Source organism: Moraxella bovoculi (assembly GCF_000988745.2).
Taxonomy (GTDB): Bacteria; Pseudomonadota; Gammaproteobacteria; order Pseudomonadales; family Moraxellaceae; genus Moraxella; species Moraxella bovoculi.
Window position 1 is genome coordinate 1,112,114 of record NZ_CP011381.2, and the last position, 15,721, is coordinate 1,127,834.

At 47.0% G+C, this 15,721-nt stretch carries 11 protein-coding genes; 10 read left to right on the top strand and 1 reads right to left on the bottom strand.

The features are described 5' to 3' along the window. Window positions 1-2 precede the first annotated feature (2 nt). Window positions 3-1,070, bottom strand: coding sequence for a 4-hydroxythreonine-4-phosphate dehydrogenase PdxA (gene pdxA / locus AAX10_RS04980; protein WP_046700020.1), 1,068 nt, complete (start codon window positions 1,068-1,070; stop codon window positions 3-5). A 120-nt stretch (window positions 1,071-1,190) separates the two neighbouring features. On the opposite strand from pdxA, the gene dnaB reads away from it, so the two are divergent. From dnaB to AAX10_RS05030, 10 genes are all read left to right on the top strand, one after another. Then, window positions 1,191-2,681, top strand: coding sequence for a replicative DNA helicase (gene dnaB / locus AAX10_RS04985; protein WP_080947052.1), 1,491 nt, complete (start codon window positions 1,191-1,193; stop codon window positions 2,679-2,681). Between the two features lie 26 nt (window positions 2,682-2,707). Next, complete coding sequence (gene alr, locus AAX10_RS04990) at window positions 2,708-3,865, top strand: alanine racemase (protein WP_046700021.1); 1,158 nt, start codon at window positions 2,708-2,710, stop codon at window positions 3,863-3,865. A gap of 99 nt (window positions 3,866-3,964) precedes the next feature. Next, window positions 3,965-4,885, top strand: a complete 921-nt coding sequence (gene argF, locus AAX10_RS04995; protein WP_036362813.1) for an ornithine carbamoyltransferase — start codon at window positions 3,965-3,967, stop codon at window positions 4,883-4,885. 159 nt (window positions 4,886-5,044) lie between these two features. Beyond that, window positions 5,045-5,758 (top strand): SIMPL domain-containing protein, encoded by a 714-nt coding sequence (locus AAX10_RS05000; protein WP_046700022.1) that lies wholly within the window; start codon window positions 5,045-5,047, stop codon window positions 5,756-5,758. A 79-nt stretch (window positions 5,759-5,837) separates the two neighbouring features. Beyond that, window positions 5,838-6,905: a L,D-transpeptidase family protein gene (locus tag AAX10_RS05005; RefSeq protein ID WP_046700023.1), complete on the top strand. Its 1,068-nt coding sequence runs from the start codon at window positions 5,838-5,840 to the stop codon at window positions 6,903-6,905. Between the two features lie 202 nt (window positions 6,906-7,107). After that, a complete protein-coding gene (putA, locus tag AAX10_RS05010) occupies window positions 7,108-10,695 on the top strand; it encodes a bifunctional proline dehydrogenase/L-glutamate gamma-semialdehyde dehydrogenase PutA (protein WP_046700024.1) in 3,588 nt (1,195 codons plus the stop codon). Window positions 10,696-11,085: 390 nt separating this feature from the next. Next, a complete protein-coding gene (gene nrdA, locus AAX10_RS05015; RefSeq protein ID WP_036362823.1) occupies window positions 11,086-13,362 on the top strand; it encodes a class 1a ribonucleoside-diphosphate reductase subunit alpha in 2,277 nt (758 codons plus the stop codon). A gap of 122 nt (window positions 13,363-13,484) precedes the next feature. After that, window positions 13,485-13,817 (top strand): YbaB/EbfC family nucleoid-associated protein, encoded by a 333-nt coding sequence (locus tag AAX10_RS05020; RefSeq protein ID WP_036362828.1) that lies wholly within the window; start codon window positions 13,485-13,487, stop codon window positions 13,815-13,817. 1 nt (window position 13,818) lies between these two features. Next, window positions 13,819-14,412: a recombination mediator RecR gene (recR, locus tag AAX10_RS05025; protein ID WP_046700025.1), complete on the top strand. Its 594-nt coding sequence runs from the start codon at window positions 13,819-13,821 to the stop codon at window positions 14,410-14,412. Window positions 14,413-14,419: 7 nt separating this feature from the next. Next, entirely contained in the window at window positions 14,420-15,655 is a 1,236-nt protein-coding gene (locus AAX10_RS05030; RefSeq protein WP_080947054.1) for a ribonuclease D, read from the top strand. Window positions 15,656-15,721: the final 66 nt, after the last annotated feature.

Genomic DNA, 15,721 nt, shown 5'->3' on the forward strand with positions numbered 1-15,721 from the left:
ATTTAGCTGCACATTTGACGCGCAATGAGAATGGCCTGAATGAGACTGCTTGCGCTCGCCTTGCCTGTGCCAGCTAGATCCAGCGCCGTGCCGTGGTCAACGGACGTACGCACATAAGGCAAGCCCAGCGTAATATTAACCGTGTCGCCAAAACCGTGCGACTTTAAGGGAGCAAGTCCTTGGTCGTGATACATGGCGATGATGGCATCGGCTGATTGCAGATATTTATCAGTAAATAATGTATCAGCAGGCATGGCAAGACTAATGTCCACCCCATCATCAATGAATTCTTGTAGTACAGGGTTGATGGTCATCATCTCTTCATTGCCCAGATGGCCGCTCTCCCCCGCGTGTGGATTGAGTCCGCACACTAAGATCTTAGGGTGCTTAATGCCAAACTGCGTGCGCATGGCTTGCTCTGTAATCACGACGGTCTGACGAACTTCATCGCGTGTAACTGCATTCGCCACGTCCCTCAGGGGAATATGTGTGGTAACAAGCGCCACACGCATTTTGGCATTGGCAAGCATCATCACTACCTTATCACACCCTGCCTTATGCATAAAGTACTCGGTATGACCGCTGAACATCTCGCCGCTATCTAGGCGTACATCGGCATCGATGAGGACTGATTTTTGGATCGGGGCGGTAACGATCGCCCCGATGATGCCATCATTTGCCAAAAGATGAGCAATCCTCAACTGCTTCTCCACCATTGGGGCGTTATGAGTGCATAATTCGCCCGCATTTACTTTGTATTTGCATGATACATTAATAATAAATACATCTTGCTTTGTTGATGACGCCTGAGCCAAATCCAGCAAATCGCCACCATGTATAATGTCATCAAGCTCAATCACCCCAAAGCTTGGCGCATGGCTAATTTTACCCACTTCTTGGAGCATTGTGATACGCTCTTGCCATGCGTGTATGTCAGCCGTGATAAAAATCGGCTTTGGTAGCACATCACCATGATGACAAAGCACGTCGATCACGATATCCATGCCAATGCCGGCTGGCTCGCCAGTGGTGATAAGTAGCGGCTTTATGTGGGAGGTTTGGACATTCATGGATAACTTTTCCTTATTAAATATTCGCTTTTAATCATTAAATTTTACCGTTATTATACCGCTTTTATTTTGCTTTTATGCTAAAATTTGCACCCATCATTGTCACCATCTCGATTCATCATGACCGATTTACAAGACACCGCCAAAGCCGTGAATTCCGCCTTTGAGAATGCGATCAGCGCCTTCAAGAATAACAAAGATAAATTAGCGCCTGCCACATCAAGCGCTGGCGATGATCTGTTGAGCCTACAGCCACCGCACAACATTGAGATTGAGCGAGCTTTGCTTGCGTCATTGATGAGCATTGATGAGTCTTTTGAGAAAGTGGACAGCATCATCAGAGATGAGGATTTTTATGGGGAGCGTCATAAGCACATTTTTCGCGCCATCACACACTTATCTAGAGTGAATCAGCCTTATGACAGTCTGATGGTGCATGACTATCTAAACGCACAGAACCTGCTGAACGCTGCTGGCGGTGAAGAGTACCTGATGCAGATTAACCAAAGTCCTGCGACGCTGTTCAACCTTGTGCCTTATGCTGAGCGCGTGCGTGAGTTTTCGGTGTACCGCCAGCTGATCAAGGCGGCAAATAACATGCTAAATCTCGCCTACCATCCCAAAAAACAAACCGTCAGCGAGATTCTAGACACGGTTGAGGCGGATATTTTTCGCATTAATGAGAATTACACAAGCGGTGTGGGCAAGCAAGGCGCGCGGAACATCGTTGACATTCTACAAAACGTCGTCGTACAACTCGATGAACTCAAAAAACGTGATGGCTCGATGATCGGTCTTGCCACGCCATTTGAAGAACTTAACAACAAAACTCAAGGTCTACAAAAAGGCGATATGGTCGTCGTGGCGGCTCGTCCATCGATGGGTAAGACAACTTTTGCGATGAATTTGGCAGAATCGGTACTCATGCAAGGCTTGCCTGTGGTGGTATTTTCTATGGAGATGCCTGCTGAATCTATTGTCACGCGTATGCTTTCGTCGCTTGGGCAGATCAATCAGACCAATCTGCGCTCAGGCAACATGAGCGAGCAAGAGTGGGCTCAGTTCTCAACCGCCGTCACCATGCTTCAAGACAAGCATCTATACGTCGATGCCCGTAACAACCTACCCCCCACCGAGGTGCGCTCTACTTGTCGACGCATCGCCAAGAACCATGAAGGCGGGCTTGGCATGGTCATTATCGACTACCTGCAGCTCATGAAAGTCCCCGGCATGGAGAACAACCGCGTGGGTGAGATCGGTGAAATCAGCCGAAGCCTAAAAGCCCTGGCTCGCGAGATGAACTGCCCTGTCGTCGCCCTATCTCAGCTTAACCGAAGCCTAGAGAATCGACCGAATAAACGTCCTGTCATGTCGGATCTGCGTGAATCAGGTGCGATCGAACAGGATGCCGACCTCATCATGTTCATCTATCGCGATGAAGTCTATAACAAAGACAAGGCGGATAATAAAGGCTTTGCTGAGATCATCATCGGTAAACAGCGCAACGGGCCGATTGGCACTGTTCCCTTACGATTTGAAGGTCAGTTCACTCGATTTACCAATTTCATCGCAGGCGGTTACATGCCTGAAGATTACGAAGGCGATGAATAATAAACCATTAATACGGATACTCTTTCATGCGAAACACCGCACTGACCATCGATCAAAGCGCGCTGGCTCATAACTTATCCACCATCAAAGACACACTAAATCCCAAAGCACCCGCCAAAGTCATGGCGATGGTCAAGGCGAATGCGTATGGACATGGCGTGTCATATGCACTGGCAGGCCTAAAACAGGCCGACGCGTTTGGCGTGGCATGCATGAGTGAGGCATTAGAAGTCAAAAAAACCTGCCAGACTGTCGGCATCAATAAACCCATCGTACTCATCGAAGGGGCGTTTGGCACCGACGAATGGCTGACTGCCATCAATCAAGGGTTTGGCGCGGTACTTCATAACGAATATCAGCTCAACGATGCCTTAGAACACACCCCTGATCCTGACAGCTTCACCAACACCATCTGGCTAAAATACAACACCGGCATGAACCGCCTTGGCTTTAATAGACAGGACATCATCGCTGCCGCCAAGCTACTACACGACAAAGGGTATAAGCTTATTCTAACCAGTCATTTTGCCTGCGCAGACGAAGATGATAGCCCCATCACAGCGCGGCAGATCAGTCGTTTTAATGATCTATTGGATGAACTGCGTGATACGGTAAGCCCTGACATTCTAGGGTCATTATGCAATTCAGCAGGTATATTTAAGCATGCAGATCAGCATCATGATTGGGTGCGTGCAGGTATTGCCTTATATGGCTCAAGCCCATTTTCTCACATCGATGCACGCACGCTTAATCTTAAGCCTGCAATGATATTTAGCACGCACATTATGGCAGTTCAGTACGTCGAGACAGACGAATCGGTCAGCTACGGCGCTCTATGGCGTGCGCCGAAGCCCAGCCGGATCGGCATCGTAAGCTGCGGCTATGGCGACGGCTATCCGCGCGTGGTTCAGCAGGCATTCGTTGGCGTCATGGTTAATGACATCATCATCCACGCACCCATCGTTGGGCGAGTCGCCATGGACATCATGATGGTAGATCTGACCGACACGAATGCCGACGTCGGGGCAAAAATCATCCTATGGGGTCAAGATGGCGCACCGTCTATTGATGAGATTGCCACCTGCGCAGGGACGATTGGTTATGAGCTCATGTGCCGCACCACCGCCCGCCCGATTCGTCAAGTGCTTACCGAGTCCTTGGTGGATAATCCTTTATCAGAATAAGGTTTTTTATTGATAAGGCTAGTTATTTTAATATAGCTTTGTTATACTTGCTTTTTTACTATTTTTGCCAATGCGCCAAACACCCCACAAGGAGTTGATATGAGCAGCCCTCGCCACTTTCTTACCTTAATGGATCTAAGCCCTGAAGAATTACGCATGGTCATCCATCGCGCCTCTGAACTCAAAAAAATGCAGCATAATGGCGAGATTTATCGTCCTTTTGTTGGTCGCACGCTTGCGATGATTTTTGAGAAATCAAGCACTAGAACGCGCGTGTCTTTTGAGACAGGCATGGGTCAATTTGGTGGTCAGGCACTGTTCTTATCTTTGAATGACACTCAGTTGGGACGCGGTGAACCGATCGAGGACTCGGCGCGCGTCATCAGCAGTATGGTGGACATCGTCATGATTCGCACCTTTGCACATGAGCGCGTGCAGACTTTTGCCGACTACTCTAGCGTGCCCGTGATTAACGCACTGACCGACGATTATCATCCTTGTCAGTTATTGGCAGACATGCAGACATTCTTTGAGCATCGAGGCGACATCAAGGACAAAACTGTCGTGTGGGTTGGCGATGGCAACAACATGTGCGCCTCTTATATGATCGCTGCGCATCAGTTCGGCTTTAAGCTTCGTGTTAGCGCACCGGACGGTTATAAGCCAAAACAAGAGCTTCTTGATAAATACGCACATTGCGTGACTTTGGTCGATGACCCTCTTGAAGCCGCCAAAGGCGCTCACCTTATCGTTACCGATGCGTGGGCGAGCATGGGTCAAGAAGAAGAACAAAAACAACGCGAAAAAGACTTTGCTGATTATCAAGTCAACAAAGCCATCCTAGACGCTGCTGATGCAGATATGCTGTTCATGCACTGCCTGCCTGCGCACCGCGGTGAAGAGATTAGCGAAGATTTGCTTGATGATCCTCGTGCTGTGGTGTGGGATGAGGCGGAGAACCGTCTGCACGCCCAAAAGGCACTGATGGAATTCTTACTAAAAGACAAAATCAAGCTTTAATCCATTCATGAAGACGCACCGCCTTGGTGCGTTTTTTATTACAATTTTATAAAATAAGCCACAAACAGCACTCACAAATCTGCTTTATTTTTACCCAAAATTACCAAATATCCGAACGCTAACTCTTATAATAAATCATTTTTAGCAATGGGGATTATTATGATCAAACCGTCAAAAATCATCAACTTACTTGGCATCAGCGCACTTGCAATGAGCACCTTAGGTGTTGCCCACGCCCACAGTGGCGACAATTATAATCGCATCAGTTTTAGTGTTGAAGCGAAGACACAAGTTGACAATGACGAGATGCGTGCTACTTTAACCAAAACCACCGAAGCAAAGACCGCCAAAGAAATCGCCAAGACTTTAAACGATACCATCAATAATGCCCTTGCCATCGCCAAAAAATACCCCGATGTCATCGCCACGACAGGCCGCCACAGCACCTATCCGCGCTATGGCTCGAATGACAATATTAGCGGCTTTACAGGCAATGCATCCATCCAAATTAAAAGCCAGAACTTCGAGCAATCAAGTCAGCTCATCGCCGATCTACAGACCATGATGGCGCTAAATCATTTGTCTTTTAATGTGTCTGACAAGACCCAAGACAATCTAAAAAAACAGCTGACCTTGGATGCCGCCAAGCAATTTCAACAAGAAGCAGCAACCATCGCCCAGGTCTTTGGCGCCAAAGACTACAAAATCGTGAATGTACAGCTGGGCAATAACGATAACTACTATTCTCATGCAATACCAACTGCCATGTCGATGGCTCGAGATGAAAGCACAGACATCGAGAACTTAAACCTAGAAAGCGGAAAAGCAACACTTAGCTACAATGCCAGTGGCACAATCGAGCTGATTCGTTAAAGGCACATATTTAGCAAAACTTTTAAGCCAACCAAAACTGTGCTATGATAGGCAGGTTTAATCGTATTGGAAGATTATTATGCTACTTAAAAAAACATTTCTAGCAGCCACCCTACTGACCCTAAGTTTGGGGGCGCACGCCCAAGATCTTACCGATGGCGACATCGTTGATGGTGAGGTGGTACAGTCAGCTATTGTAGATAATTCAGCCATCCAAAGCATCGAGCAAGACGGCAAACGTTACACCACCGTCAACCTATCAGACTATGCCAAGCAAGTCAACGAATCAACGTGGTCGCCGAACATGAAGGTGAATACTGCAATGACTGTTAAGATGCAGGTACTGCTTGATTGGAACCATGCATCTCCTGGTCCAGTCGATGGTGGCTGGGGCATGAACAGTAAAAAAGCACTGGTTAACTTCCAAAAAATGCGCAATCTAGAGCCTACCGGCAGGATGGATGAAGCGACTTGGGTAGAGATGACCAAGAAAATCGATCCAAATCAGCCTGTATTGGTGTCATACACCATCACCAAAGAAGACACCAAAGGTCTATATAAGGCACTACCAAGTGATGCCGAATCACGCTCTAAGCTTAAAGCTCTTGGTTATGAGAGCATCCAAGAGATGCTCGGCGAGCGTTTTCATATGGACGTTGCTTACCTAAAGAAACTTAATCCAAATAAAAAATTCGTTGCAGGCGAGACCATTACCGTCATCAATCCAGGCAAACCTTTTGAAGGTCGCGTCACCCGCGTGGTCGCTGATCGTAATGATAAAATCCTATACGCCTATGATGGCGATACCCTAGTCGCCACCTATCCGACCACCATCGGTAGCGCTGCAACCGCCACCCCAAGTGGTAAATTTAAAGTCATTAACAAGGTTAAGATGCCGCACTACAAGGCAACAGTAAACCGCGAGAGCGAAACCAACAAAAAAACCTTCATCCTACCACCAGGCCCTAATAGCCCTGTTGGTGTCGTATGGATGGGTTTAAACAAACCAAGCTACGGCATCCACGGTTCACCAAAACCAGAAGGCATCAGCCGTCAATCGTCACTTGGCTGCATTCGCCTGACCAACTGGGATGTGCTAGAATTACACGCCAACATCCAAAATGGCGCAAGCGTCGAAATCCGCTAATTGCGCCCTCCATCCAAAAAGCCAAAAGCATGTACTTTTGGCTTTTTTGCGTTTGTCAAAATTTTATATTGATAATTTTTATCAATATAATGGTATAATAATCAGTCATAAGCTGCCTTTACATAATAATTATTCAGACCAATAATTATTTTAAAATATCCTAATAAAGCGCTTATTTTTACCACTTTATGAAGGAAAGCCCATGTTTAACTTTGCGCATGTTCAAACTCCGTTGCGTGATGCGATCACGTCTGCCTATCGTCTAGATGAACCCACTGCGGTTCAAAACTTGGCGAACACGCTTAATTTTACCCAAGAACAAAAAAATGAAATCACCGATCTGGCGCGTCGCCTAATCACGCAGGTAAGAGCTGACCGCAGTAAGTCATCAGGCGTTGATGCGTTGATGCACGAGTTTTCTTTATCTAGCGAGGAAGGCATTGCGCTCATGTGTCTCGCCGAAGCCCTGCTTCGCATTCCTGATAACGCCACGCGCGACAAACTTATCCGTGATAAATTATCTGATGGTGACTGGAAAAGTCACGTCGGCAACAGTCCATCGATGTTCGTAAATGCTGCGGCTTGGGGCCTTGTTCTGACCGGCAAACTAACCTCAGATGTCAGCGAAAAATCCCTAGGTTCGGCACTGACCCGCGTAATCCAAAAAGGCGGCGAACCATTCATCCGTGGTAGTGTTAATTACGCCATGAAGATGCTGGGCAAACAATTCGTCACAGGTCAAACCATCCAAGAAGCTCTAGATAATGGCAAAGAGCGCGAGAAATTAGGCTATCGTTTCAGCTTTGACATGCTAGGCGAAGCAGCCATGACCGAGGCAGATGCTGACCGTTATTATAATGACTATGTGACCGCCATCCACGCCATTGGCAAAGATGCCCAAGGTCGCGGCGTGTATGATGGCAATGGCATCTCAGTTAAGCTATCTGCCATTCATCCACGCTACTTCCGCGCTCAACACGACCGCGTGATGAACGAGCTGCTGCCACGCCTAAAAGCCCTATTCGTTCTGGCCAAAGAATACAACATCGGTCTAAACATTGATGCTGAAGAAGCCAACCGCTTAGAACTGTCGCTTGATCTGATGGAAAAACTGGTGTCAGACCCAGATCTGGCAGGCTTTAATGGCATCGGCTTTGTTGTACAAGCATATCAAAAACGCTGCCCTTATGTGATTGATTACCTGATTGATCTGGCGCGTCGTAACAACCAAAAACTAATGATTCGTCTGGTTAAAGGCGCATACTGGGACAGCGAAATCAAATGGGCACAATTCGATGGCATGGATGGCTATCCTGTCTATACGCGTAAGGTTCACACCGACGTGTCTTATCTTGCATGTGCACAGAAGCTACTTGCCGCTCAAGACGCCATTTTCCCACAATTCGCCACACACAACGCCCAAAGCCTTGCCACCATTTATAAGATGGGCGAAGGTAAAGATTTTGAATTTCAATGCTTGCACGGCATGGGTGAGACCCTATACGACCAAGTTATCGGCGAAAAGAACCTAGGTCGTCGCGTGCGCATTTATGCACCAGTTGGTACACATAAGACTTTGCTTGCCTACCTAGTGCGTCGCCTACTAGAAAATGGTGCCAACTCATCATTCGTTAACCGTATCGTTGATGAGAAAGTAAGTATCGATGAGCTGACTGTGTCACCACTAGATGAGATCGATGTTGATAACATTACTACCAACCCACTGACGCCTAAGCCACGCCACATCTACGGCGAGCGACTTAATTCTTATGGCATTGATTTGTCTAATGAGCATGTATTATCCGCACTTCAAGCTGACATGAATGCTGCACTTAACATTGACTTTGGCAGTGTTAAGTCTCTAACCAGCATTCCTGTGCTACACAACTCAACGCACGCCGTTCTAAATCCGGCTGATCACAGCGATATTGTCGGTCATGTATCATTCATTAAGGTTGATGCGATCTCTAATGTGATTGGTGCCGCCATCAGCGCCCAAAGCTCATGGCAAAGCACTTCACCAAAAGCGCGCGCTGATATCTTGCGACGCTTTGCCGATACGCTAGAATCACCCAAGCACATGGCACTGCTGATGATGATCGCTGTACGCGAGGCTGGTAAAACCTTATCGAACGCCATCGCAGAAGTTCGTGAAGCGGTTGATTTTTGTCGTTATTATGCCGATGAGACCGATCGTCTAAACCTAAACAGTCCAGTTGGTACTGTCGTTGCGATCAGCCCATGGAACTTCCCGCTTGCCATCTTTGTGGGTGAAGTGGTTTCAGCACTGGCCGCGGGTAACACCGTCGTTGCCAAGCCCGCCGAACAAACAAGCATCATCGCCCATCTGGCAGTGACGTGGCTACATGAAGCTGGCGTACCAAAGGACGCGCTTCAACTTGTTCTGGGCGCAGGTGACGTGGGCGCGGCATTGACAAATGACCCACGCATTGATGGTGTGATCTTTACAGGTTCGACCGATGTCGCCAAACGCATCAACACCATCCTAGCTGCACGTACTGACAATCCTGTATTGATCGCTGAGACAGGTGGTATGAACGCGATGATTGTGGACTCTACCGCACTGCCTGAGCAGGTATGTACTGACGTACTAGCCTCTGCCTTTGACTCAGCTGGTCAGCGCTGCTCTGCCCTGCGTATTCTATGCATCCAAGAAGACATCGCTGATCACATGATCGAGATGATCAAAGGCGCCATGGATGAGCTTGTGGTGAATAATCCAGCTTATCTAGCAACGGATGTTGGTCCTGTGATTGATGCAGAAGCCCAAGAGAACCTGCTTAACCACATCAATACTCTTAAGCAAACGGCACCTTATCATGAGGTGAAAGTACGCTCACACGCCCAAGGCACCTTCGTCGCGCCAGTAATATTCGAACTTAAGAACCTATCGCAGCTCAAAAAAGAAGTATTCGGCCCTGTGCTGCACATTGTTCGATTCCATGCGCATGAGCTTAATGACTTGATCGATAACATCAACAAAAAAGGCTTTGCGCTGACGCACGGCATCCACAGCCGCATCGATGGCACGATTGATAATATTACCAGTCGTATCGAGGCAGGTAACGTATACATCAACCGCAACATCGTTGGCGCGGTGGTTGGTGTGCAGCCATTTGGCGGTCATGGCATGAGTGGCACAGGCCCTAAAGCTGGCGGTCCATTCTACTTACAGCGCCTAAGCAAGCTTGACACTTGGCACGCGCCAGAGGTTGATTTCCCTGCGCGCGTGGATGAGATGGCACTTAATCAAGTGCTTAGCACTGCAAAAGCCCTAAGCCTATCAGTAGCCGAACTTCACTCATTGGAAGCCATCGCTGATCAAGCACGAAAAAACTCGCTTAACGAGGCATATACCGTGCTTCCAGGACCAACAGGCGAACGCAATACCTTATCATGGCGTGCACCGCATTCTGTGGCACTATATGGCGGTACAGTAGCTGCATCCGTAGAAGCATTGGCGGTATTAGCAGCTAACGGCATCACAGCACACATCTTGCCAAATCATATCTTAGCCGCCAGCGTTGATCTCTTCGGGGATAGCCTGGTGGTGAGTGAGCAGGCTGGCTTAGATGCGCATGACATCATCATCGCCTTAGAATCGATGTCAAGTGATGAACAAGTACGCTTAGCCGCCCTAGATGGTTCGATTCGCCGCATTATCGATGCCACTCACGGCTTAGACGTTACCCGTCTATATCATGAAATCAGCCAAAGCTACAACACCACGGCTGCTGGTGGTAACGCAAGTCTGATGGCAAGCGCGTAATCTGATTGTTAATATAGACCATAAAATACGCATCCTTTTGGGTGCGTATTTTTTTTATAAATTACCCAGCAATCAAAAGATAAACCATTAAATTTGACAAAATTTATCACAAAAAATTTTAAAAACCGCTTGACAAACCTGCATCCCTTGCCAGATTTAGCTTTCGCAAATTTTCCAAAATAGATTCATAAAATCACAAAAAAAACAAGCTAGCATTTTAAAAATTTTTAGGCTATATTGTGCTACATCAAATAGAATACACCTAGATATAGTGATTAAATTTTATGCGATGGGTTGATTAAGTTGATAAAAATCATATCATCAAGCCATCAAAAAGCACCATATCTGAAGATTTTTAACGATTTTTTGACGAAATACGCAGGATACATCATGGTACATATTGACAAAATCCAAGTCACCAAACGCGATGGCAGATCAGAACCAATTGACCTAGAGAAAATCCATAAAGTCATCACTTGGGCGGCTAAAGACCTAAAAGATGTATCCGTATCCCAAGTGGAATTAAAGTCACACATCCAGTTTTATGATGGTATTCGCACCAAGGACATTCATGAGACCATTATCAAAGCTGCTGCCGACTTAATCTCTGCATCGACACCAGATTATCAATATTTAGCAGCGCGCCTTGCCATCTTCCATCTGCGTAAAATCGCTTATGGCGATTACGAGCCACCACACCTATACGACCACGTCTCTAAATTGACCGAAGCAGGCAAGTATGACAAGCACATCTTGGCTGACTACACTTATGAAGAATTCGATGAGCTAAATAACTACATCGATCACGAACGCGACATGAATCTTGCTTATGCTGCTGTTGAGCAGATGATGGGCAAATACCTGGTTCAAGACCGCGTCACCAAGCAAGTCTATGAAAGCCCGCAGTTCCTATATGTACTGGTTGGTATGTGTTTGTTTGCCGCTTATGACAAGGCGGAGCGTTTGGATTATGTGAAGCGTTTTTATGATGCGACGTCTAACTTTTATATCTCTTTGCCAACGCCCATCATGTCGGGCGTGCGCACACCAACACGTCAGTTCAGCTCGTGCGTACTGATTGAGTGCGGTGACAACCTAGACAGCATCAACGCCACCACTTCTGCCATCGTGCGCTATGTCTCACAGCGTGCAGGCATTGGCATTAACGCAGGCGCAATACGCGCCCTAGGTTCGCCAATTCGTGGCGGTGAAGCGCAGCACACAGGCTGTATTCCATTCTTCAAAATGTTCCAGGCTGCGGTTAAATCCTGCTCACAAGGTGGTGTTCGTGGCGGTGCAGCGACTTTATTTTATCCAATGTGGCATCTAGAAGTTGAAAGCCTACTCGTCCTAAAAAACAACCGTGGCGTTGAAGACAACCGCGTGCGCCACATGGATTACGGCGTTCAAATCAACAAAACCCTATATGCACGCCTGATCCAAAACAAAGAAATCACTCTGTTCAGTCCATCAGATGTACCAGGGCTGTATGAGGCATTCTTCGCTGACCAAGCAGAATTTGAGCGCCTATACACGCAGTACGAGAACGATGAAAGCATCCGCAAACGCAAGATTCCTGCCAGAGAGCTATTTAGTCTCATGCTTCAAGAGCGTGCGAGCACAGGTCGTATCTATGTACAGAACGTCGATCACTGCAATACACACAGCCCATTCAACCCTGCAGTCGCACCGATACGCCAGTCAAACTTATGTATGGAAATCGCCCTACCGACCAAGCCTCTAGATAACATCAACGATGAGAATGGCGAGATTGCTCTGTGCACATTATCTGCGATTAACTTAGGCAAAATCAACGACCTGTCTGAGATCGAAGAACCCGCCGAACTTATCGTGCGTGCGCTTGATGCCTTGTTAGACTACCAAGACTACCCTGTCATCGCCGCCAAAAAAGGCAGCATGAATCGCCGTACGCTTGGCGTTGGTGTGATCAACTACGCTTATTATCTTGCCAAGAATGGTACGCGCTACTCAGACAACGCAGCGCTTGGCTTGACTCATCGCACCTTTGAGGCGTTGCAATATTATCTATTAAAAGCCTCTAACAAGCTTGCACAAGAGCAAGGTGCTTGCCCATGGTTTGATCAGACGACTTACAGTCAAGGCATTCTACCAATCGACACCTATAAGTCAGACCTAGATGGCATCTGCAACGAGCCACTACACCTTGATTGGGAAGGTCTTCGCGCTGACATCAAGGCACATGGACTGCGCAACTCCACACTGTCTGCGCTTATGCCATCTGAGACCAGCTCTCAGATTGCCAACGCAACCAACGGCATCGAGCCGCCTCGAGGTCTTGTTTCTATCAAGCAATCAAAAGATGGCATCTTAAAGCAAGTTGTGCCTGACATCGAATCACTGGCTGACCAGTATGAATTGCTATGGCAAATGCCTGACAACAACGGCTATCTACGCCTTGTCGGCATCATGCAAAAATTCATCGACCAAAGTATCTCTGCCAACACCAACTATGATCCTTCTAAGTTTGAAGGCAATAAAGTGCCAATGAAAGTGCTGATCCAAGACCTACTGACCGCTTATAAATTTGGTGTAAAAACCCTATACTATCACAACACGCGTGATGGCGCAGATGACAGCCAAAGCGACATCGATGATGGCTGTGCAGGCGGTGCATGTAAATTGTAATTTCACTGTATTTATCATTAAAATCCAAGTAAGACCATGGTTCTGCTTGGATTTTTTTTGTCAAAATATGCTATAATTAGTCAAATTTTTGTCCTTTTAATCATTAAAAATTAGGAATAATCATGAACATTCAAGCCCTAATGCAACAAGCTCAAGCCATGCAAAAGCAAGTTGAAAAAAATGTCGAAGCTGCCAAAGCAAGCCTTGCCACCAAAGAAGTGCATAGTGAGTCAGGCAATGGTCTGGTTAAAGTCACCATGACAGGTCGCCATGTGGTAAAACGCATCAGCATCGACCCTAGCCTAATGGATGATGAGCCTGACATGATTGAAGATTTGGTTGCAGCGGCAATCAATGATGCCGTTCGTCAAGCTGATGAGCTGTCTGAGGAAGTCATGGCGGGCGCGACCACGGGTATGGGTCTACCAAAAGGCATGCAAGGTCTGTTCGGCTAATATGCTCACCCCAAAATTTGATCAATTGGTAAAAGAGCTGCAAGTACTACCTGGCGTCGGTCAAAAATCAGCACAGCGCATGGCTTTGCAGCTACTTTCCAAAAAACGTCTACAAGGCATCAATCTCGCTGCAGCGCTTGATATTGCCATGCGTGACATCATAGAATGCCGACACTGCCATTCTTTTAGCGATGATGAAATTTGCCCCATCTGTGCCGATCCACGTCGAGATGACACCCTTCTGTGCGTGGTTGAGAGCGCTTCAGACGTGATGGCGATTGAACAAAGCGGTGCCTATCGCGGTAAGTATTTTGTGCTAGGTGGGCATTTATCACCCATTGATGGCATCGGCGCGGATGATCTGCACATTGACGAACTGATTTTTCGCCTCAAGAGCGAAATCGTCGAAGAGCTGATACTGGCTACAGGCGCGACCGTTGAAGGTCAGACCACAGCATTTTTTATTACAGATGCAGCGCGCCCTCATGTCAAAAAAATCACCCGTCTTGCCCAAGGCATTCCTATGGGCGGCGAATTGGAATATGTCGATAGCCTAACTCTCCACCAAGCCCTCCAAAATCGCGCTTTTATTTGATACACTTATGACAACCACCCTTACTGATGATGAACGTTTTGGCTTCTTTCGCGCCAATGACGTTGATTTTGATGCCTTAGATGACCTGCCTACCTTATGGGTGCGCACCGAAGATGAGCTGTATGAGCTTATCGATGAGATTGATTCTGTTGATGTCGTCGCACTTGATACCGAATTCATCAAGCGCACCACCTACTACCCAATCTTAGCCCTCGCTCAGGTCAATACTGGACGAGCCATTTACTTAGTGGATGCGCCGCGCCTAGATTTGACAGAATTTTGGCAGGCTTTGATCGAAGTGCCGACGATGGTGTGGTATGCCTGTGGTGAGGACTTGGGGATTTTTTATTTACTTGCCAAGAATGCCCCTTTGACGAATATTTTTGATGTACAAATCGGCGTGGCGTACCTGACAGGCAAGCTTCAAGCAGGCTACAGCCAGGCAGTTTCTGAGATCCTAGGCATTGAATTGGATAAAGGCGAAAGCCAATCGGATTGGCTGGTACGCCCATTAAGTCCCACCCAAGAGATGTATGCGGCGAATGACGTGCGTTATTTGTTGGCACTTTATCAAGCGGTGCAAAATAAATTAGCACAAAATCAAGTGCTCGACTATGTCATAGAAGACAGCAATCTATACGCCAAAGAGCTGCATCATACCACCAATATCAGCGATGAGGTGCTATACCTTGATTTTACTGCACCCGAATACAATCGCCTACAAATCGGCGCGCTAAAACAACTCGTGATGTGGCGAGAAGCCCTAGCACGAGCCACAAATGAGCCGCGCACTTTTATCATTAATAAGCAGGCCATGCGTGAGATCATAGAGACGCTGCCTGACAGCATCAAATTATTAGCCAGAACCACCATCAATCGTGGCTCACTACGCAAATACGGCGATGAAATCATACGCATCATACGCATGGTAAAAGCACAGTCAGTTGACAGCTTACCGCCATTGCCACTACCTGTTTATAAGAGCAAAGAAAAAACTTTCAAAAAAGCCCTAGATAAAGCAGCCCATGATCACAGTCATGCCATCAATGTACCTGAAAACCTACTGCTTCGCGGTCGTTGGATTCATGAACTGCTGTTAATGACCGCTTATGATCACCCCATTGATCAGCTACCTGATGGCTTAAAAGGTTATCGCCGAGCTTGGGTGGTGGGTGTACTTTTGCCATTATTGCATGAGTATAAAGCCCAAATCATAGCAGGATTGGAAGCGTCCAAACCATAAACAATTTAAATTTTATTAATTAAAAAATCAGGATGTCTGCACATCCTGATTTTTATTTATTACAGA

Bases quoted from the DNA above. Each gene is read 5' to 3' on its own strand.
- pdxA (WP_046700020.1), bottom strand. From the start codon at position 1,070: ATGAATGTCCAAACCTCCCACATAAAGCCGCTACTTATCACCACTGGC.
- dnaB (WP_080947052.1), top strand. From the start codon at position 1,191: ATGACCGATTTACAAGACACCGCCAAAGCCGTGAATTCCGCCTTTGAG.
- alr (WP_046700021.1), top strand. From the start codon at position 2,708: ATGCGAAACACCGCACTGACCATCGATCAAAGCGCGCTGGCTCATAAC.
- argF (WP_036362813.1), top strand. From the start codon at position 3,965: ATGAGCAGCCCTCGCCACTTTCTTACCTTAATGGATCTAAGCCCTGAA.
- AAX10_RS05000 (WP_046700022.1), top strand. From the start codon at position 5,045: ATGATCAAACCGTCAAAAATCATCAACTTACTTGGCATCAGCGCACTT.
- AAX10_RS05005 (WP_046700023.1), top strand. From the start codon at position 5,838: ATGCTACTTAAAAAAACATTTCTAGCAGCCACCCTACTGACCCTAAGT.
- putA (WP_046700024.1), top strand. From the start codon at position 7,108: ATGTTTAACTTTGCGCATGTTCAAACTCCGTTGCGTGATGCGATCACG.
- nrdA (WP_036362823.1), top strand. From the start codon at position 11,086: ATGGTACATATTGACAAAATCCAAGTCACCAAACGCGATGGCAGATCA.
- AAX10_RS05020 (WP_036362828.1), top strand. From the start codon at position 13,485: ATGAACATTCAAGCCCTAATGCAACAAGCTCAAGCCATGCAAAAGCAA.
- recR (WP_046700025.1), top strand. From the start codon at position 13,819: ATGCTCACCCCAAAATTTGATCAATTGGTAAAAGAGCTGCAAGTACTA.
- AAX10_RS05030 (WP_080947054.1), top strand. From the start codon at position 14,420: ATGACAACCACCCTTACTGATGATGAACGTTTTGGCTTCTTTCGCGCC.